Origin of the sequence: Leptotrichia hongkongensis (assembly GCF_007990635.1) — a bacterium.
Classification (GTDB): domain Bacteria; phylum Fusobacteriota; class Fusobacteriia; order Fusobacteriales; family Leptotrichiaceae; genus Leptotrichia; species Leptotrichia hongkongensis.
Genome location: NZ_AP019846.1, coordinates 2,090,929 through 2,111,050, shown reverse-complemented (window position 1 = coordinate 2,111,050; position 20,122 = coordinate 2,090,929). Strand labels below are relative to the sequence as shown.

Genomic DNA, 20,122 nt, shown 5'->3' with positions numbered 1-20,122 from the left:
GGAAGGTAACTTCATTATTAGTAATAAAAACAATTTTATATTTGACTTTTTTATATTAAACCTCATTATACATTTTTTGTTGCGTTTGATTATACAGTACATATTTAAATGTTATTTAATTTTTTATGTATTTTTAGGTTGAAAAAAAATAAGAATTATACTATAATAAATAATTATGTGATTAGGCTAACTAGAGCCTAATTTTATTTGACAAAAGAGAGAAAGAAGGAATCGAAATGATAGAAATGATTTTGCCTGATGGTAGTAAGAGACAGTTGGAAAATCCTATGACTGTTGTAGAATTTGCAAAAAGTATTGGGAGCAGTCTTGGGAAGGCAACCGTTGGGGCGATAATTGACGGTGTGCAAGTTGATCCATCTCATATTATTGACAAATCTGGAACAATTGAAATAATTACTAATACAAGTGAAAAAGGGATAGAAATTATAAGACACAGTGCGGCACATATTATGGCTCAGGCTGTGCAAAGACTTTTCCCAAATACAAAGGTTACGATAGGGCCTGTTATTGAAAATGGATTTTTTTATGATTTTGACCCTGAAAAACCGTTTACTGAAGAAGATTTAGCCAAAATTGAAGAGGAAATGACAAAAATTGTAAAAGAAAATTATGAATTTAAAAGAAGTGAAATGACTGCCGAAGAAGCAAAAAAATTCTTTGCTGAAAAAGGTGAAACTTACAAAGTTGAGATAATTGAAGACCTGGGTGCAGATAAAGTTAGCATTTATCAGCAAGGTGAATTTATAGACTTATGCCGTGGAACACACATTCCATCGACTGGCTACCTAAAAGCATTTAAGCTAATGTCAACAGCAGGAGCTTACTGGCGTGGAGATTCAAACAATAAAATGCTTCAAAGAATTTACGGAGTAGCTTTTGCAACAAAAAAAGAGCTGGATGACTATTTGACAATGATGGAAGAAGCTGAAAAGAGAGACCACAGAAAATTAGGAAAACAGCTTGACTTGTTCTTTGTGGACGAGCATGGGCCTGGATTCCCTTTCTTTATGCCAAAAGGTGTGGAATTATTCAATAAATTGCAGGAAATCTGGAGAGTTGAGCATAAAAAAAGAGGTTATCAGGAAATAAAAACTCCAATTATGCTAGATAAGGAATTGTGGGAAATTTCTGGACACTGGTTCAATTACCGTGAAAATATGTATACATCAACAATTGATGAAAAAGAGTATGCAATAAAGCCTATGAACTGTCCGGGTTCAATAATTGCCTACAAGAATAACTTGCATTCATACAAGGATTTGCCATTGAAATATGGAGAAATGGGGCTTGTTCACAGACACGAATTTAGTGGAGCTTTACATGGGCTTATGAGAGTTAGAGCATTTACACAGGATGATGCCCATGTTTTCTGTACGAAAGAGCAAATTGAGGAACAAATTATCGAAATTATTGATTTATATGATAAATTTTACACTGTATTCGGATTTGAATACCACATTGAATTATCAACAAAACCTGATAAAGCAATAGGTTCAGACGAAATATGGGAAATGGCTGAAGCAAACTTGAAATCAGCTTTGGGACATAAAGGAATTAATTACAAGCTAAATCCTGGAGATGGAGCATTCTATGGACCAAAAATCGACTTTAAGATGAAAGATTCAATCGGAAGAATTTGGCAATGTGGAACAATCCAGTTAGACTTTAACCTTCCAGCAAGATTTGAAATGAGCTATATAGGTGCAGATGGTGAAAAACATGAGCCAGTAATGATTCACAGGGCAATGTACGGAAGTTTGGAAAGATTTATTGGAATCTTGATTGAACATTACGCAGGAGCGTTCCCAACTTGGCTAGCGCCAGTACAAGCAAGAATCCTGACAATTTCTGACGAACAGGTGCCTTTCGCAAAAGAATTGTTTACAAAACTTCAAGATGCAGGAATCAGAGTAGAGCTTGACACAAGAGTAGAAAAAATTGGATACAAAATCAGAGAAGCAAACGGAGATCAAAAAATACCAGTTCAACTAATAATTGGTAAAAATGAAGTTGTAAACAACGAAGTAAATGTAAGAAGATTTGGTTCACAAGACAGTAAAAACGTATCAGTTGATGAAATTATCCAAACTTTGAAACAGGAATCTTTTGTTCCATTTTCAAAATAAAAAATAAGATTAAGTAATTTAACTGATAAATAAAAGTCTTTTAAAAGTAAAAAGTTATAATATTATAATAGATGATAGCTTGGATATAGAATTTTGGATTAAGATGTTCAAGTTATTAAAATGGTTGAAGAAATGAAAAATACTAAACTAATGAGGTGATTTTTATGAGAAATGATTATGATGAATTAGAAACTTACAATCATAATAACGATGATTACAACGAATATAACGGACAAATGTCAATGACTTATGACGATTTAAACAGACTTATAATTTCAAAAGTTCGCGGAAGTATGATATGGATGGTAATAGGGCTTCTTATAACGGGCGGTATTGGTTTTATGGTTTATAATGGAGTAATAAAAGAAAATCCTATTGCATATATGATAGTAGAGAAATACTGGATATTTCTTATTTTAGAAGTTGTTGCAGTTTTAGCCTTTTCAGCTTTAGTTTATACAGCGAATTCGAGTGTTCTAAAACTTATATTTTTAATATATTCAGCATTAAGCGGATTGACATTTTCAGCTATTGGACTTATTTATGCTCCAGATGTAATCGGCTCAGCATTTTTAGGAACATTGTCAATCTTTGTAGTTTTAGCAATTTATGGATATTTTACTAAGGAAAATTTGACTAGATTTGTGCCATTGCTTACAGCTGGAATAATAGCAATGATATTAGTAAGTGTAGTAAATATGTTTCTAGGAAATAGTGCAATTGATTTGTTTGTGTCAGTATTAGGTGTAATCATTTTTACAGTTTATATTGCAGTTGATGTAAACAGAATAAAAAATAATGTTATTGCCTATGCAGTTCATGAAGATTCTGATATTCTTAACAAAATTGAAATTGTTGGTGCTTTGGAATTATATTTGGATTTTGTAAACTTATTCTTGAGCCTTGTAAGAATTTTAGGAAGAAAAAGATAAAAAATAATTTAATAAAAAATATAAAGGGTTATCTTGGGATTATTAATATTAAAATTGTTAATGCAATCTCGAAATAACTCTTATTCTATTTATTAAAGGGGAAAAATTTGAAAAGTAACAGAAAAATAGAAAATAAAATAGATGTCGAAACAGTCAAGGAAGTAAAAAAATTTATAAATGAAGAAATTTTAGCAAGCAGAATATGGGTATTTTCAGGAATTGCTATTTCAATTTTACTGTGTATGATACTAAAAAACTATATGATTTTTGAATTGGATAACATAATTCAGTCATTAAGAAAATTAAAGGTGCCTGATGTAAAAGGAATATTCTTTATAATTTTATTTATTTTAGAAATTCTGTTTTTATTCATTTTACCAAAAATATTAATAAATAAACAAAAAAAGAATATGAAATCCGCCTTAACAGTCCTGTCGCTAATAATGGGCTTAATTCTTGCAATTTTTTATAGTGAATTTACATTTTTTTTCAAGCAAAAAGCCATTGTTGCAGGAATAGTAGTCTTACTAACACTGATATTGGCAGTTTTGTTAATAAAAAAGACATAAAAATATACAAACTAAGATATTAGAAAAAGTAGAAGAAGGCAATACTGAAATTTTGGAAAAAACAAGATTCTTTTCAGCGATTATACTGTATTCAGATATTGTAAAAGCTTTAACTATGTATTTTTTGATAATGTTAATAATAAAATAGGCTAATAATTTATTAATAGATATTTTTATGTTTTATATTTTTTCTTTATAAGAAAGATTTATGTAAATCTGGAGCAGTTCATAGAACTTTCGATACACTTATTAAGTGATAATCAGTTAAATATGTTATAATAGGTATTATTGTGAAACAATAGGTATTGTATTTGATACCTTTGTGTCAAAAAGTTAAAAATTATAAAAAAGAATATGTAAGAAAAATAATTTAGAATTTAAGAATAGAAAATTTAAATATTTAGAAATAAATTTTAAGAAAGGATATAATAATGAAAAGAAAAATAGAATGTGTTGAAGAATTTCACAGAATTTATAAACTTGGAAATTCTGACAAGCCAATCGGGAAATTAGAAAATGGACTAGAAAAATTGAGATTTGATTTGATGAAAGAAGAGAATGAGGAATATTTAGAAGCGGCTAAAAGAGGAGATGCTGTGGAAGTTGCAGATGCTCTTGGAGATATGCTTTATATTCTTTGTGGGACAATAATTGAGCATGGGATGCAGGATGTTATTGAGGATGTATTTGAGGAGATTCATCGAAGTAACCTTAGCAAGCTGGATGAAAACGGGAATCCAATTTATCGTGAAGACGGAAAGGTAATAAAAGGACCGAATTATTTTCCGCCAAATCTAAAGCAATTTTTTCAAAAATAAGGAAAATTTGTGAAATAAAGTAAAAAATATGGATAATAACTTGTAAAAATTCCTAAAATATGATAAAATAAATTCCGATATGTAAAAATAATTTTAACTGAATAACGATTTTTTTTAAAAGAGTTAAGTTAATATATTATAATAAAAAACAGTAAATGACTGTAAAAAAAATAAAGATGAAAGGAGAACTACTAAAATATTTTAGTAGAGGTGAATAAAGATGCAAAGATGTGAAGTTTTTGGAAAAACAGTAAGCCACGGAAATAGAGTAAGTCACTCTCACAGAGCTACAAAAAGAATTTGGAGGCCAAATTTACAAACAATGCTTTTAACTATTAACAATGAAGAAGTTAGAGTAAGAGTTTGTACAAAAGCAATGAAAACATTAAAAGGGAAAAATAACGACCAAGTTAAAAAAATCTTGTTAAAAAACAAAGAAACATTAAGCCCTAAAATATTAAAAATCTTAGCAAAGTAAGTTTTTATAACTTACTTTTTTCTGTGTATCCGTAGCTCAACTGGATAGAGCGTCTGACTTCGGATCAGAAGGCTTGGGGTTCGATTCCTCACGGGTACGCCATTTTATGTAAAGAATTATTTAATGGAATATAAAATTCAAGGACATCGTAATGATGTCCTTTTTATTTTTTATAAGTAAAGTAAATTTATTTTTAATAACAAGACAAATCAGAACAATTTTTTATTTACCAAAAGAAGTTACAACATTTTTAAGATTGATTATAAGTACCCAACATTCATTTAAAAATCTAATAATACCAATAAATTATGCTACAAATGAAATAAAAAAGGGAATGGTTACACTACAAGTAAATGACAAAAGAAGTCAAGGTGTTGACAATTCGCGCCACATTAAGTTATTTAAGAATCTCCTTGTATTTCATTGCCATTTCTGTTATAATAAATTATACTTCTAAAATAGAAAGGACTTAATATGACAACTCTTATTAAACATAAACGTGTAGAATTTTCAGAACTTTTTTATGACCTAGTTTTTGTTTTTGCAATTTCAAAAGCAACTACTTTAATTGACCATCTTCATAACGGTATTTTGACTTGGAATTCTTTCTTTGATTTTTTCATGGCTGTCTTGGTTCTCACTGATTCCTGGATGATTCAAACCGTTTATACCAATCGCTATGGAAAGAACTCTTTATTTAACATCGTAATCATGTTTATCAAAATGGGACTTTTACTCTTTATAGCCAATATGATGGGACCTAATTGGCAACAATATTTTCATTATCTCTGTTGGGCTATTGGTACATTAACCCTCACCTTATTTTTTCAATATTTGGTTGAGTTTTTTAGAAAATCAACCGATGATGTTAATCGGGAAAGTATCAAAGGTTTTCTATGGATAACAGGTCTAGGAAGTTTAGGAGTCTATCTAGCAGCTCTTCTTCCTATTTACGTTAGAGTCTATATCTTATTTGCTAGTATTCTGCTAATATTTACTATGCCAATTATCTTGCTTAATAAAGATGAGCATTACCAGGTAAATCTCCCCCATTTAATCGAGCGCATCTCCCTTCTTGTCATTATTACGTTTGGAGAGATGATTATGGAGCTAGTTAACTTCTTTACAGTCGAGAATTTCTCGATTTATTCGCTTCTTTATTTCATTATTACGCTTTCTCTGTTCTTGTTTTATTTTGGTCAATTCGACCATGCTATTGATGAAAAATCTAGTCAAAAGGGACTATTTTTAATTTACAGTCACTATCCTATTTTCATTGGACTTATTATGATGACTGTTTCGATGAGTTTTCTTCTGAATCCTGAAGCTAATCGTCTCTTTGCAACCAGCTTCTCTTATATCGGACTTGGCCTCTTTCAAGCTGCTGTCCTAGTAAATGGGCCCTATAACAAACACTATCTTAGCTATTCGAAAAGTTACTACTGTGTCCAAGCGATACTCTATCTGGCTGCCTTGATTCTCTCTTTAATCTTTGCTTCTAATCCTATAATAGTAGTGAGTATAACAACCATTTTTGCTCTAGCTATAGCCAGTCATTTTATTTATTTTTATGTGACACAGAATAAAAAATATTCCAAATCTAACTGGGGGTTATTTTAATGAGTTTATAACATAAAAAAAAGTAGCCAAAATGTACTGGCCACTTTTTTTATATTTCTATTCAAATTTGTTTTGAAGAATATATACTCGAACCCATTTAAAATTGAACTGATAGAAATTATATAATTTAGGGTTTGAGCAAAATAGTCATAATTTTTGAGTTCTGTTTTAAACTAGTTTTACTATATAAAAAATACTTTACAAAACTAAGAAAGGTTTTAAAATGTAGTATCTTTATTTTCTTATTTTCTTCTGCTTAATCTTTGAAACTCTGCTTTTGCTTTGGCTAGTTGAGCGTTAAATTCACTATTTGAATGCAGTGTTGCAACAACTGTACTTGCTACTACACGAGCTGCATCAACATCACTTTGCCAGTGATATCCACAAATTACACGGCTTTGTCCCATTTCATAACCACGTTTTATAATTTCATTTTGTCTTGCTGGATTTACTTCAGCCAGAACCAATGCAGTAGCCCACCCAATTGAAGTATGTCCTGAAGGATAAGAACCATTTGTTGAAAGGCTTGCTTCATCTTCTGGACGGCAAGTTGATTCCTTAAAATATGCAAATGGACGGATTCTCATATATGTCTGTTTTGCAGATCTTGTAGCTAAATCTCCTGCATCTTCACGCAATTTTGTAACTAATTTGAAAATTTCTGGAGTTGTTTGAGCTGAGATTGTGTATCCGAAAGCTTCTGAAAAAGCACGAGGGACTCCATCTCCTTCTACACGTGCATCGTTATATGCCTGTTTTCCTCTTTCAGTATTTCTAAGCAATTTTCCTTTTTCGTACTGAGCCTTATCATTTAAAAATCCAATGCTGTCTACTGCCGGCGGAGGTGGCAATAAATCATAACTGCTTACAACTTGTGAACTTTTTAAAAAATAAACATCTGGTTTTGTTGTTACATCATTTCCTTTCCCTGCAGAAAATGAAATCAAATTTGTAGCTAAAAATGCACCAACTAATAGTAATTTTTTCATACTTTAACCATCCTTTTCTTATAGAATTTCTTAATTAAGTTATACCGTATTTTTAATAAATGTCAATAGTAAATTTAAAGTTTTATTTCATTGAAATTTATATTAAAAAGTGTTAACATATTCGTATTAATAAAGTAAAATTAATATACGGAGGTATAAAAAGATGAAAGTAAAAAAAGAAAATCTAATTTTTAGATTTGCAACTGAAGAAGATGCTGAAAAAATTTTAAAAATTTATAAACCATATGTTGAAAATACTACTATTACATTTGAGTATGAAGTGCCTTCAATTGATGAATTTAGAGGAAGAATAAGAAAAATTTCAGAGAAATATCCATATATTGTTTGTGAATGTGGAAATGAGATTGCTGGTTATGCCTACGCTTATAAAATTTGGAGTAGGGCAGCTTATCAGTGGGATGCGGAGCTTTCTGTCTATACTGATGAAAAATTTTATGGAAATGGAATTGGGAAGAAGTTATATAAAATTTTGATTGAAATATTGAAGTTGCAGAATGTTGTAAATATTTATGGACTTGTAATTGATCCTAATGAAAACAGCGAAAAATTACACAATTACTTTGGATTTAAAAAGGCTGCATATTTTGAAAATTCAGGGTATAAATTTGGAAAATGGATTGGTGTTACCTGGTTTGAAAAGGCTATTAATGAGCATTTTGATAATCCTAATCCAGTTAGAAAAATATCAGAAATTGATGAAATTAAATTAAGAAAAATTTTGAAGCTTGAATAAAGTGTAAAAAATTATAAAAAATCACTTTAGAATATAGATTTTTACGCTTAAAAATGAATGGTTTCATTATATACCAAAAATGTTTTGAGTTTATGTCTTAAATTACTTGAAAATAGAATTAAAGAGTGGTATAATTCAATTAGGAAGAAAAGATATTATGATAAATTTTAGGAGGATATAACCGAATGGCTAAAAAAACTTTAAAAGATTTAGATGTAAAAGGTAAAAAAGTATTAGTAAGAGTTGATTTCAATGTACCAATAAAAGATGGAGTTATTACAAATGATAATAGAATTACAGCAGCACTTCCAACTTTGAAATACATTTTGGAAAATGGTGGAAAAGTAATCGCATTCTCTCACTTAGGGAAAGTAAAAGAAGAAGCTGATAAAGCATCAAAAACTTTAGCACCAGTTGCAAAAAGATTAGAAGAACTTTTAGGAAAACCAGTTAAATTTGTTCCAGAAACAAGAGGAGCAGCTTTAGAAAAAGCAGTTGCTGAGTTAAAAGATGGAGAAATCCTAATGTTTGAAAATACTAGATTTGAAGACTTAGACGGTAAAAAAGAATCTAAAAATGATCCTGAATTAGGAAAATACTGGGCATCACTTGGAGATGTATTTGTAAATGATGCATTCGGAACTGCACATAGAGCACACGCTTCAAATGTAGGAATTGCTTCAAATATCAAAGAATCAGCAGTAGGATTCCTTGTAGAAAAAGAAATCGAGTTTATTGGTGGAGCAGTTGATAATCCTGAAAGACCATTGGTTGCTATTTTAGGTGGAGCAAAAGTTTCTGATAAAATTGGTGTAATCGAAAACTTATTGGATAAAGCTGATAAAGTAATCATTGGTGGAGGAATGATGTTCACTTTCTTAAAAGCTGAAGGTAAAAACACAGGTTCTTCATTATTAGAAGCTGATAAAGTGGAATTAGCCGCTTCATTAATCAAAAAAGCTAAAGAAAAAAATGTTGAATTGTTATTGCCAATTGATACAGTTGTAGCAAAAGAATTCAAAAATGATACAGAATTTAAAACAGTTTCTGTAGACGCTATTGAAGATGGATGGATGGGATTAGATATAGGAGAAGCATCTATCAAGTTGTTCTCAGACGCTCTAGTTGGTGCAAAAACAGTAGTATGGAACGGACCAATGGGAGTATTTGAAATGGAAAACTTCGCAAAAGGGACAATCGGTGTATGTAAAGCAATCGCAGAATTATCTGGAGCTAAAACAATCATCGGTGGTGGAGATTCAGCAGCGGCAGCTATCCAATTAGGATTTGCTGACAAATTCTCACATATTTCAACTGGAGGAGGAGCATCGCTTGAATACTTGGAAGGAAAAGTATTGCCAGGAGTAGATGCAATTTCAGAGAAATAATAACTTTAATAACTAACTTAATTGACTAATTAATTTAGTTAACTAAAAATAATTTTTTCATTTTAATCACGAAATGGCTGTCTTGAAAATAATTTTTTGAGATAGTCATTTTTATTTTTAAGTAAATTTGGTATAAGTAAGATTAATAGTAAATATTTTATACAAATGAAGGAAAAATACATATAATACTATTTTTCATTTAAATATTAGGTTTATATCTTTTATTAAAAAAGTTTGTAATAAATTTACTATTTAAATAAAGTTTAGTATAAAAAAAATAATTTTTAAAAAAATTGAAACATATCTTAAATTATGTTATAATTAAAATTGATTTTAAAATAAAAGAAGGAGGAAAGTATAAGTTTAATTATACAAAGTAAAAATGGATAAAAATTCAATTGGAGTAATATTAATTTATGTAGCATTTATGGCGATATTAATTTTACCAACATATTTTGCGAATAAGAAAAAGAAAAAACAAAAAGCTGAATTGCTGGAAAGCTTGAAAGTCGGAGATAAAATAACGACAGTTGGAGGTATACAAGGAACGATTGTAAATATTTTAACAGAAACTGTAGAAATGAAAATAGATAAGAATGCTAGAATGACAGTTCTAAAGTCTGCAGTAGACAAAATCGAAAAAAAATAAAATTGGTATTAGATATTATAATAAAAAAATAGGAGGAAAAAAATGAAAAGAATATTGTTATTACTATTACTTTTTGTGAGTGCGATTACATTTTCTGATACTTTGAAAAATATATCATACAATAATGGAAAAGTTATAGGAACATTTAGAGAAAATAAGCAAATTATGCCAAATGCATCAGTTACAAAACTAGGAAATGAAGATATTTTAATGCTAAGTTTTCCAAACAGTGAAATGGAAAGCAATGCTCAGGCATTTATTAATCAAAATGACCAGTATATAAGCAAAGTTTATACAACTCAAAGAAATGGAATGGTTATTGTTTACGTTTACTTAAAACCATCTGTAACTTATCAGGTTGTAAGTAGAACTGGACAATTTCAAGTAACGTTAGATGGTGGAAAAACAGCATCAAGAAATAATAATTCACAAACATCAAGATATAATACAACAACACAAAGTCAATCAACTGCTAATACACAAACAGCACAAACGCAAACACAAAGACAGTCAAATACTTATACTCCCACTGGAAATAAAAAGTATACGATTGTTGTAGATCCAGGACATGGTGGACATGATTCAGGAGCAAGAGGGAATGGTTACAATGAAAAAGATATAGCGTTACAAGTAGCAACAAGACTAGCTAATAATCTAAGACAAGATTTTAATGTTATTATAACAAGAAATTCAGACTTTTTTGTACCATTAGATACAAGAGCAAAAATCGGAAATGATGCAAATGCAGACTTTTTTGTAAGTATCCACTTGAACTCAAGTTCAAGTTCGTCAGCAAATGGAACAGAAGTATTCTACTATAGCAAAAAAGATCAAGGAAGCTATGCCGCACAAGTAGCAAAATTTGAAAATAGAGTTGATGGAAGTTATGGAGATGTGCCATTTTCAGACTTTATCTTAAATGATATTTTTTATAGAAAAAATCAAAAAACAAGTCAAGCTATAGCTGAAACTGTACTAGATAATCTTATCAATACAACAGGGTTAAGAAGAAGAGGAGTAATTGGAGCAAACTTTGCAGTACTTCGTGGAAGTAACTCACCATCAATACTTGTGGAATTAGGATTTATGAATAATTATTCTGATTTATCACACTACTTGACACCAGAAGGTCAAGAAAGTGCAGCAAGTGCTATTGGTAATGCAATAAGAAAATACTTTAGATAACAGGGATATTATCCAAATTAGGAGAAATTTATGCCGAAAAAAGAAAAATTGAAAGAAAAGCCTAAAAAGAAAAAAGGTCTTTTAAACAGTAATTTTTTAGTAACATTGTTTTTTTTAATAACAGTTGCAGTAGTTGCAACAAACCGTTATGATAGAAGACATAGAAGTAAGATTCATGTAGAAGTGGATAAAAATTTGGTGCAGGAAACAACACAGGAAGAAGAGATTCAGAATAAAATCTCAATATTCGTATATGACCCTGCTACAAAGACTGTCAACGAAAGAGAAATTGCAGTTCCGCGGCAAATGAACCTTATAGAAGGAGATTTTATAAACGGGATTATTAGAAATTCAAATTATATTTCTGAAGATATGAAATTTAGAAGTGCATATAATTTAAGAATTGATAATGTAAATACGACAGTTGTAAAATTAAATGCAGCATTTGCAAATTTAAAAAAAGATACTGAATTGTTTAATGGATTTTCTCAGGCAGTAACAAATACAATTTTAAAAAATTTTCCAAATATTCAAAGTGTTATAATTCAGATAGACGGTGAAACAAGCACTAGATAAATTATAATCTAGTTGATAAATTTGATATAAAACTTGTATAATAAAGGATATGATTTAAAATAAATTTGTGTAAAATAATAAATTTAAGTTGTTTTGATATTACTTAATATTAGAACAACTTTTATTTTTGGGATAAGTATTTATTTAAAAAATAATAGAAAAATAAAGTATTATGTGATATAATATTTAAATGACTAAAAAGACAGAAAGGAAGATAAATAATGGGATTGAGAAATCATAAGAAGGCAATTCAAATCACCTCAGCAATTATGATAGCGATATTTGGAATATCGATGCTTGTTACTGGAATATTATTTTTGAAAAATAATGTTTTTGGAGTAGCAAATCATAGAGAAGTAATTGGAACAGTGAATGGAACAAAAATTTATCGTGATGATTTTGAAAGGGAAGTATACTCTCTAAAAAATCAATTAAAAGAAATAAATCAGCAAAAGATACAGCAGTTATCACAAGTAGGAGTAAGTGCTGACAATATAAAAGATGTTCCAGATAATATTATAAATGAATATGTATTACAACTTATAATTAATAAGGAAGTGTTGCTTTCATCAGCTAAAGAACTTGGAATAAAGATAAGTAATGCAACTGTAAATCAAGATTTTGAGAGTTACCAAAAACAGTCAAAACTTGGAAGAAAAGAATTTGCTCAATATTTAACATCAGTAGGATATAATATTTCATCATTTAAAAAATCAATAAAAGATCAAAAAACTATTGAAAAAATGAGAGAAAAATTATTTTCAAATGATAAAATTACAGATGAAGAAATTAAAAAAGCTTATGAGAGAAATAAATATACACAAGCTTTTGCAAATCAAGATTTTGAAGATGTAAAAGATCAGATTAAAGAAAATATGACGCAAGATAAAGATATTATGATTTTAAATTCATACCTTGCAAAAGCTAAGCAAAAAGCAAAAATACAATTTAAAGACAAAGAATTTGAAAAAATGTATGCTAGAATGACAACTGTTGTAGCACAAAATGGGGAATATAAATATACAAATGAAGCAGTAAATGAACAAATTGTAAATTCTGTTTCACAAACACAGCAAGGATATTCAGAAAAATTAGTAAATGACTTGAAGTCAACATTAAAGACAAATTTAGATAAATTTGTAAAAATTTCAAATAAAGCTAAAGCAGCTGGGATAAAAGCAGATCCTGATTTAGTGGGTGTAGATCAGTTAAGAGATTATTCTCAAAAATATTATAATTATTTGATAGATACATATAAACCTGATGATGCCACATTACAAGCCAGATTTAATTCTAAGAAAGAAAGCTATAATATTCCAAATAGCATAAGTGGTTATGTAATTGGGGAAGAATATCAAGCTGGACAAAGTGATTTTGATGCAGCTAAAAAACAGGCTGAAGATATTATGAAAACAACAACTAAAGATAATTTTGCAGCAAAAGCTAAAGAGTTTTCGAAAGATCCAGGTTCAGCAAATAATGGTGGAAGTTTAGGAGAGACGGCTGATTTATCACAACTTGTTCCAGAATTTTCAAATGCAGTAAGAAGCGGTAAGGCTGGAGATATTGTAGGACCAATAAAAACACAATTTGGTTATCATATTATCTATATTCAAAGCAAAGATCCTAAAAATGAAAATGTTGCAAAAGTTAGTCACATTTTGATAACACCAACTATTTCTGAAGCTTCAAAACAAAAAGTTATCAAAAAAGTTCAAGACTTAAAAGCTGAAATTGAAAGCAAAAAAGTTGCATGGAGCACAGTTGAAAAACAAGATAAATATAAATTTAGCGTAAAAGAAAGATTTAAAAAAATGGTTAAATCTGATGCAATTCCTGGAATTGGAAAAAATGACGAGTTAATGAATCAAATATTTGGACTACAATTAAATGGAATTCTTGAAAGAAATGATACGACAGGATATTACTTAATTACAAAAACATCAGAAGTACCATTTACACCAGCAACATTTGAAAATTCAAAAGAACGTGTAAGATTAGAACTTGCACATGAATATGCAGATAAGCAATTAGAAATTATCTAATAAAGTTACTTTAAATTCGAATCGAAAAATTATCATTATCTTCAAATTTTAAAAATGTTTAATTTTATCAGTTCGATGTTAAAGAGATTTAGATGTAAATAAAGATACTATAATAAACTGTTTTAAATACTAAAAATATTTGAAACAGTTTTTATTTTTGGAATTTGATAAAGATTAGGAGCTATAATGAGTTATATTGAAAATCTTGAAAGTGTAAATAAAAAAATGGTTGTGGAAGAAAAAGGTTTAAAAATAACAGATGATGCTATTTTACTTTCAAAATTTATAAAAGGATATTTTGATACAAATTACAAAAATGCGAGGGAGAAAAAGACCTTTTTAGAAATTGGCGCAGGGCAGGGTGTAATTTCGCTATTGCTTTCTGAAACGGCTATTGTTTCAAAAATTTTTGCAGTAGAAATACAAGAGGAAATTTTTAAAATATTAAAAAAAAATGTAGAAATAAACAAGTTAAATGACAAAATAATTCCTATTAACAAAAATATAAAGAGCATTGAAGGAGAATACGATTTTATTTTTTCAAATCCTCCGTATAAAAAAATAAATTCTGGAAAAATGCCAATAAATGAAACAGAAAGAGTTAGTAAATATGAAGTTTTACTGACATTGGAAGAATTAATTCTGGAAATAAAAAGGCTTTTAAAAAACTACGGAGAGTTTTTTGTAATTATACCAAATGATAGATTGAACGATGTATTTAAAAATATTTATGTAAATAAGATGAATATATTGTCAATTGATATAAATAAATATAAAAAAATGGATTTAGTAGTTGTACATGGGAAAAAGGGTGGAAAATCTAATTCAAAAATTATGATTAGTTTATAAAAAATATTTAACTATAACTTAAAGGACAAAAAAATTATTTTTCATAGATGAGAAATAACTTTTTTAAAATATTGTTATGTTATGAAGATTTTATAAAGAATCAAGGACGAGCAGAAAAAGTTCAGAAACAGATAGTATAAATTAGAAGAGAAAAAATAAAGCAAGGAAAGAGTATGTAAATCTTATTATTCCCTGCTTTTTTCTTTATAAAGAAGTTAAGTAGTCAACTAGTTCTTTTTCGATTTGTGCATTAAATTTTCCAATTCTAAAATTGTACTTAATGTCTTCAAAATTTTCTGGATTTTTATCCATTTCCTTTTTTACTACAGCTGGAAATTCATTCCAGAAAGTATTGTATTTTCCATCAACATATGAAATTAGAGTAGGTATTTTAATTCTTTCATCTGTATCTGGAAAAAATTCTTTGGCAGTTTCCCTTGAACGATAGTCAATTTTTATTTTATTGTTCAAGTCACTGAATTTTTTTAGGAAAGGGACAGTTGCACGGCAATCTGGGCAGTAAACCTGTGCTACTGCAATAATTGTAATGTCTTTGTCTATATTTTTGATAGCTTTTTCAGTTTCTTCAGATAAAGAAATTTTTTCTATAATTCTTAATTGCTTTTTATCCTCTTCTGCCTCAGTTACTTCAAATTTTAAATAATCTTCAAATGTTCCCATATTTTTCACCTCACAAATTTATTTTTATTCCTTTTAGTATTGTATCATTATTGTATGAATTTTTGCAAGTTTTTAAAATTTTAATTCAAATTTTTGATGGAATGTGTTAAAATCAATATAGGAGGAAATTTTATTATGTATAAAGCTGTTGTAAGTGATTTAGATGGAACACTTTTAAATGAAGAGCATAAGGTTAGTTCATTTACAAAAGAAACAATTGAATTATTATTAAAAAAAGGAATAAAATTTTATATTGCAACTGGACGTGGATATACTGGTGCAAAAGAGATAATGGATGAAATTGGCTTTAAAATACCACTAATTACATCAAATGGCGCTAGAATTATAGATGAAGATGGTTTAGAAATTTACATCAACAATATTGAGCAAAAATACGTGGATAAAATTTTTTCAATTGACTATAAATCATTTGACAAGGGAATAATTTTAAATGGATTCTCAGGCAATCATTGGTACGTAACAGAAGATGCCAGGGACTATTTTTATGCTCAAAAGCCAAATAGAAAGCAATATCCGGAGCAGATTGAATGGGAGAACTTTGAAAAACTTGCCTTTACAAAAATATTTTTTTTAGGCAAACACGAAAAACTGCTGGAAATAGAAAAGGAAGTCCGTAGGATAACAAACGGAGAAGTCAATATAGTATTTGTAAATGAAAAAAGTCTGGAAATTTTTTCCAAAGACTGTGATAAAGCTGTTGCAGCAGAATTTTTATTAAAAAGAGATGGACTGACATTACAAGAGGCTGTTTCATTTGGAGATGGATTTAATGACTATGATTTAATAACTCAAACTGGATTAGGATTTGCAATGAAAAATTCGATTTATTTATTGCTTGAGAAATTGACAGATACAGAAGTTATCGAAAGTAATACAAATGATGGAATGGCTAAGAAAGTAAGGGAAATTTTTAATCTTTAAAAAAGTATTTTATGAATAAATAAGAGAGGGAAGGTAAATAATGAACAAAGTAGCATTAGTTGTAGATGATACATCTTATATTAGGGAAGATATAAAAGATATTTTAGAGGAACAAGGATACAAGGTATTTGAAGCAGGTGATGGACTGGAAGCTGTAGAAATGTATAAAAAAGTAAATCCTGCAATCGTAACAATGGATATAAACATGCCAAGAATGCATGGATTAAAAGCCACACAAGTCATCACGGATTTTGATAAGGATGCCAAAATTATGATTTGCAGCACAATGGTTATGTTCCCAAATTATATGAAAATGGGAAAAGAAGCTGGAGCAAAGGCATTTTTATCAAAGCCTTTTGATGAAGATGAATTTATGAATGAATTTTCAAAATTATTTTTATAGTTTGTTTTTTTGTCTTTATAAATTTTTAAATATAATAATTTTTTATTTGTTTTAGTATTTATAGAAAATGGTTTAGTAAAATAAAATATGTAAACTTAGAAAAGGAGAAAAAATCAAATGTTTAAGGCTGTTGTAACTGATTTGGACGGAACACTTTTAAATGCAGAGCATAAAGTAAGTGAATTTACTAGGAAAACAGTAAAACTGCTGTTAAAAAAAGGAATTAAGTTATATATTGCAACTGGAAGAAATTATTTAGGAGCAAAGGAGGCTATGGATGAGCTTGGTGTACAAATTCCTTTGATTACTTCACATGGATCTGTGGCTTTTGATGAAAACGGAAATGAGATTTTTTCAAATAAACTAAAAAGAGAATATTTGGATAAAGTTCTGAATATCGATTATAAATCATTTGGGAAAGATATCATTATAACTGGATATGCCGGACCAAACTGGTTTGTTACAGAAAATTTGAGGGAATATTTTTATAACAAGAAGCCTGACAGAACTAGATACCCACAACAGATTACTCCTGAAGAATTTAAAAAACAAGACTTCACAAAAATCTTTTTCCTTGGAGAAGATCATGACGAATTACTGGAACTGGAAAATGAAATAAAAAGAGTAATTGGTGAGGAAAATATAAGTCTTTTATTTGCAAATGAAGGAAGTCTAGAGGTTTTTCCTGCAGATTGTAACAAAGCCAAAGCGGCAGAAGTGTTGCTGGAAAGAGATGGATTGACATTGAAGGATGCTGTTTCATTTGGGGACGGACTGAATGACTATGACTTAATAACTCAAACGGGGCTTGGATTTGCAATGGAAAATTCAATTTATTTATTGCTTGAAAAATTAACAGACACAGAAATTATTGCAAGCAATGCAAATGATGGAATGGCCAAAAAAGTTCGAGAGATATTTGATTTATAAGATTGAAGAAAGAAGGAAAACTTATGTATAAAGCAGTTATTAGTGATTTGGATGGAACTTTGCTAAGCAGAGGTCATCATGTTACAAAATTTACTAAAAATGTAATAAAGGAAATAATAAAAAAAGGAATAAATTTTTATATTGCCTCAGGCAGAAGCTATGATCAGATTGGATATGTGACTGAACAGCTTGAAGTAAAGATTCCAGTTATAGCAGCAAATGGTGCAAGAATTTTTGATGCAGATGGAAATATGATATATGAAAAAGGCTTGTCAAGCAAAGCAGCAACAGCAATATTGGCGCTTGATTACGAGAATATTGCTGAAGGTTCACACCTAAACATTTTTTCAGGAAATGACTGGATTATTACCAAAGGAACGGCTCAAAAAGTGTATGACAGAATTCCAAGAGATGTAAAAGTTGACTTTAAGGAAGTTCCAAAAAATGAATTAAAAAATTTGGATATATTAAAAATATTCTACATTGGAGATCATGAGCAACTTACAAACTTAGAAAAAGCCATCTTGAAAATAACAGATGATGTAAATGTTATTTTTGTCAGTGATTACTGTATGGAAGTTATGGCAAAAGGTGCAAACAAAGGAGCAGCGGCAAAATTCCTATTAGAAAGGGAAGGCTTGGAACTAAAGGATGCAGTAGCCTTTGGTGATGGTGAAAATGACTTTGAAATGCTTACAATGGTTGGAAAAGGCTATGCAATGGGAAATTCCATCGACAGGCTAAGAAAGTTGCTACCAAAAGATTTTGAATTTGTTGGAGAAAATACGGAAGATGGAGAAGCTGTGAAATTACAGGAGCTGTTTTTGGAAAGAGCAAAAAATCTTTAATTTTACAGAAAAAAGATTAAATTAGTATAGAAATAGTATTTATTTGATAAAAAAGTTCTAAACAAATTTTGAAGTAATCGTTATTATAGTAAAACTTATTTAAAACCAAACTCAAAAGCTATGACTATTTTACTCAAACCATAAATTTATATAATTTTAGCAGTTTAATTTAAAATAGGTTTGAGTATATAATAAATAGTAGCGATTATTTTTTTATTATTTTGGCACAATCAAAACGATACTTCCTATTGATTGTGCCATTAGTGTTTTTCTAATTTTTAGTAGAAATCGCATCTACATCATATTGTTTTTCTAGCTTAATTTGAGAATTATTCTTCAAGTCATAATAAGCTGCAACACCTATCATAGCCGCATTATCAGTGCAATATTCCATTTTTGGAAAATGAACTTCTACTTGATTCCCTTCATTAGTTTGAATATTTTTAAATTCCGAAAATTTTTCACGAAGCCTTCTATTTGCTGAAACACCACCTGCGACAAGAATCGTTTTCACATCTTTTTCCTTTACAGCCATAAATATTTTATCATATAAGACATTTACAATAATTTCCTGAAAAGATTTTGCAATATTTTCTTTTGAAATAGCGTTACCCTTCATCTTTTGGTTATTTACATAATTAGTTATAAAAGTCTTTATTCCACTAAAACTGAAGTTGTAGCCGTCAACTTTTGGTTTTTTTATTTTTAAAATATCTTCTCCATTTACTGATAGTCTATCAATATGTGGCCCTCCTGGATATTCTAATCCCAATATTCTTGCAATTTTATCATAAGTTTCTCCAACGGCATCGTCCAATGTTTCACCAAGCAAATCAGTAATTATTTTTCCATTTTCTTCGTAAATATAATACAAATTTGTATGTCCGCCTGATACAACTAGTGATATTGCAGGCAATTTTACATCGTTATCAATAAAACTTGAGAAAATATGTCCATTAATGTGATTTACTGGAAGTAGTGGAATGTTGTTGGCATAACTCAAGGATTTTGCGAACATCAAGCCTACAAGCAGGGAACCGATAAGTCCAGGAGTATTTGTCACAGCGATGTAATCAATATCGCTTAATTGACAATTTGCTTTTTCCAGAGCTTCAGTAAATACTGGTAAAATATTCTCAATGTGATGCCGTGAGGCAATTTCAGGAACTACCCCTCCAAATTCCTTATGAATATCAATTTGAGTGGAAATAATATTGCTTAAAATCTTTTTTCCATCCTCTACAACTGCAACAGAAGTTTCATCACAGGATGTTTCAAATGCAAGTATTTTCATATTTTTCTCTCTTTCTTCTTTTTGT

The 20,122-nt window shown here is 29.3% G+C and carries 20 protein-coding genes and 1 tRNA gene; 18 read left to right on the top strand and 3 right to left on the bottom strand.

Features of this window, described 5'->3' with window-relative positions; genetic code table 11:
• Positions 1-236: 236 nt before the first annotated feature.
• The 7 genes from thrS to FVE75_RS10035 all read left to right on the top strand — a co-directional run bounded on the left by thrS (position 237) and on the right by FVE75_RS10035 (position 6,564).
• Positions 237-2,147: a threonine--tRNA ligase gene (thrS, locus tag FVE75_RS10065; protein ID WP_147006302.1), complete on the top strand. Its 1,911-nt coding sequence runs from the start codon at positions 237-239 to the stop codon at positions 2,145-2,147.
• A gap of 164 nt (positions 2,148-2,311) precedes the next feature.
• Positions 2,312-3,079: a Bax inhibitor-1/YccA family protein gene (locus FVE75_RS10060; protein WP_147006301.1), complete on the top strand. Its 768-nt coding sequence runs from the start codon at positions 2,312-2,314 to the stop codon at positions 3,077-3,079.
• Between the two features lie 107 nt (positions 3,080-3,186).
• Positions 3,187-3,648, top strand: coding sequence for a hypothetical protein (locus FVE75_RS10055; protein WP_147006300.1), 462 nt, complete (start codon positions 3,187-3,189; stop codon positions 3,646-3,648).
• Positions 3,649-4,079: 431 nt separating this feature from the next.
• Positions 4,080-4,466, top strand: coding sequence for a pyrophosphohydrolase domain-containing protein (locus FVE75_RS10050; protein WP_147006299.1), 387 nt, complete (start codon positions 4,080-4,082; stop codon positions 4,464-4,466).
• Positions 4,467-4,686: 220 nt separating this feature from the next.
• Positions 4,687-4,944, top strand: coding sequence for a 50S ribosomal protein L28 (rpmB, locus tag FVE75_RS10045; protein WP_018451587.1), 258 nt, complete (start codon positions 4,687-4,689; stop codon positions 4,942-4,944).
• 25 nt (positions 4,945-4,969) lie between these two features.
• A tRNA-Arg gene (locus tag FVE75_RS10040) sits at positions 4,970-5,046 on the top strand.
• Between the two features lie 372 nt (positions 5,047-5,418).
• Positions 5,419-6,564: a low temperature requirement protein A gene (locus FVE75_RS10035; RefSeq protein ID WP_147006298.1), complete on the top strand. Its 1,146-nt coding sequence runs from the start codon at positions 5,419-5,421 to the stop codon at positions 6,562-6,564.
• Between the two features lie 242 nt (positions 6,565-6,806).
• Here the strand turns inward: FVE75_RS10035 and FVE75_RS10030 are convergent, their stop codons facing one another.
• Positions 6,807-7,553, bottom strand: coding sequence for an acid phosphatase (locus FVE75_RS10030; protein WP_147006297.1), 747 nt, complete (start codon positions 7,551-7,553; stop codon positions 6,807-6,809).
• A 163-nt stretch (positions 7,554-7,716) separates the two neighbouring features.
• On the opposite strand from FVE75_RS10030, the gene FVE75_RS10025 reads away from it, so the two are divergent.
• From FVE75_RS10025 to FVE75_RS09995, 7 genes are all read left to right on the top strand, one after another.
• Positions 7,717-8,307: a GNAT family N-acetyltransferase gene (locus FVE75_RS10025; RefSeq protein ID WP_147006296.1), complete on the top strand. Its 591-nt coding sequence runs from the start codon at positions 7,717-7,719 to the stop codon at positions 8,305-8,307.
• 185 nt (positions 8,308-8,492) lie between these two features.
• Positions 8,493-9,695, top strand: coding sequence for a phosphoglycerate kinase (locus FVE75_RS10020; protein ID WP_021744049.1), 1,203 nt, complete (start codon positions 8,493-8,495; stop codon positions 9,693-9,695).
• Between the two features lie 382 nt (positions 9,696-10,077).
• Positions 10,078-10,344 carry a preprotein translocase subunit YajC gene (gene yajC / locus FVE75_RS10015; protein WP_147006295.1) on the top strand — a complete coding sequence of 89 codons (267 nt, stop codon included), beginning with the start codon at positions 10,078-10,080 and terminating at the stop codon, positions 10,342-10,344.
• Between the two features lie 42 nt (positions 10,345-10,386).
• Positions 10,387-11,529, top strand: a complete 1,143-nt coding sequence (locus FVE75_RS10010; RefSeq protein ID WP_147006294.1) for an N-acetylmuramoyl-L-alanine amidase family protein — start codon at positions 10,387-10,389, stop codon at positions 11,527-11,529.
• Positions 11,530-11,559: 30 nt separating this feature from the next.
• Positions 11,560-12,105 carry a GerMN domain-containing protein gene (locus FVE75_RS10005; protein ID WP_147006293.1) on the top strand — a complete coding sequence of 182 codons (546 nt, stop codon included), beginning with the start codon at positions 11,560-11,562 and terminating at the stop codon, positions 12,103-12,105.
• A 221-nt stretch (positions 12,106-12,326) separates the two neighbouring features.
• Positions 12,327-14,150, top strand: a complete 1,824-nt coding sequence (locus FVE75_RS10000; RefSeq protein ID WP_147006292.1) for a peptidylprolyl isomerase — start codon at positions 12,327-12,329, stop codon at positions 14,148-14,150.
• 186 nt (positions 14,151-14,336) lie between these two features.
• Positions 14,337-14,999: a methyltransferase gene (locus FVE75_RS09995; protein WP_147006291.1), complete on the top strand. Its 663-nt coding sequence runs from the start codon at positions 14,337-14,339 to the stop codon at positions 14,997-14,999.
• A 204-nt stretch (positions 15,000-15,203) separates the two neighbouring features.
• Here FVE75_RS09995 and FVE75_RS09990 read toward each other — a convergent pair whose 3' ends face one another.
• Complete coding sequence (locus tag FVE75_RS09990) at positions 15,204-15,680, bottom strand: thioredoxin family protein (protein WP_147006290.1); 477 nt, start codon at positions 15,678-15,680, stop codon at positions 15,204-15,206.
• Between the two features lie 135 nt (positions 15,681-15,815).
• Here FVE75_RS09990 and FVE75_RS09985 point away from each other — a divergent pair, with 135 nt between their 5' ends.
• The 4 genes from FVE75_RS09985 (at position 15,816) to FVE75_RS09970 (ending at position 18,803) form a co-directional block, all read left to right on the top strand.
• The gene (locus FVE75_RS09985) at positions 15,816-16,622 is read left to right on the top strand and encodes an HAD family hydrolase (RefSeq protein ID WP_147006289.1); all 807 of its coding nucleotides are present in this window, start codon (positions 15,816-15,818) and stop codon (positions 16,620-16,622) included.
• Between the two features lie 40 nt (positions 16,623-16,662).
• The gene (locus FVE75_RS09980; protein ID WP_021744196.1) at positions 16,663-17,025 is read left to right on the top strand and encodes a response regulator; all 363 of its coding nucleotides are present in this window, start codon (positions 16,663-16,665) and stop codon (positions 17,023-17,025) included.
• A 117-nt stretch (positions 17,026-17,142) separates the two neighbouring features.
• Positions 17,143-17,955 (top strand): HAD family hydrolase, encoded by an 813-nt coding sequence (locus tag FVE75_RS09975; RefSeq protein ID WP_147006288.1) that lies wholly within the window; start codon positions 17,143-17,145, stop codon positions 17,953-17,955.
• Positions 17,956-17,978: 23 nt separating this feature from the next.
• Positions 17,979-18,803 carry an HAD family hydrolase gene (locus FVE75_RS09970; protein ID WP_147006477.1) on the top strand — a complete coding sequence of 275 codons (825 nt, stop codon included), beginning with the start codon at positions 17,979-17,981 and terminating at the stop codon, positions 18,801-18,803.
• Positions 18,804-19,074: 271 nt separating this feature from the next.
• Here the strand turns inward: FVE75_RS09970 and tsaD are convergent, their stop codons facing one another.
• On the bottom strand, positions 19,075-20,097 hold the full coding sequence (gene tsaD, locus FVE75_RS09965) for a tRNA (adenosine(37)-N6)-threonylcarbamoyltransferase complex transferase subunit TsaD (protein WP_147006287.1): 1,023 nt from the start codon (positions 20,095-20,097) through the stop codon (positions 19,075-19,077).
• Positions 20,098-20,122: the final 25 nt, after the last annotated feature.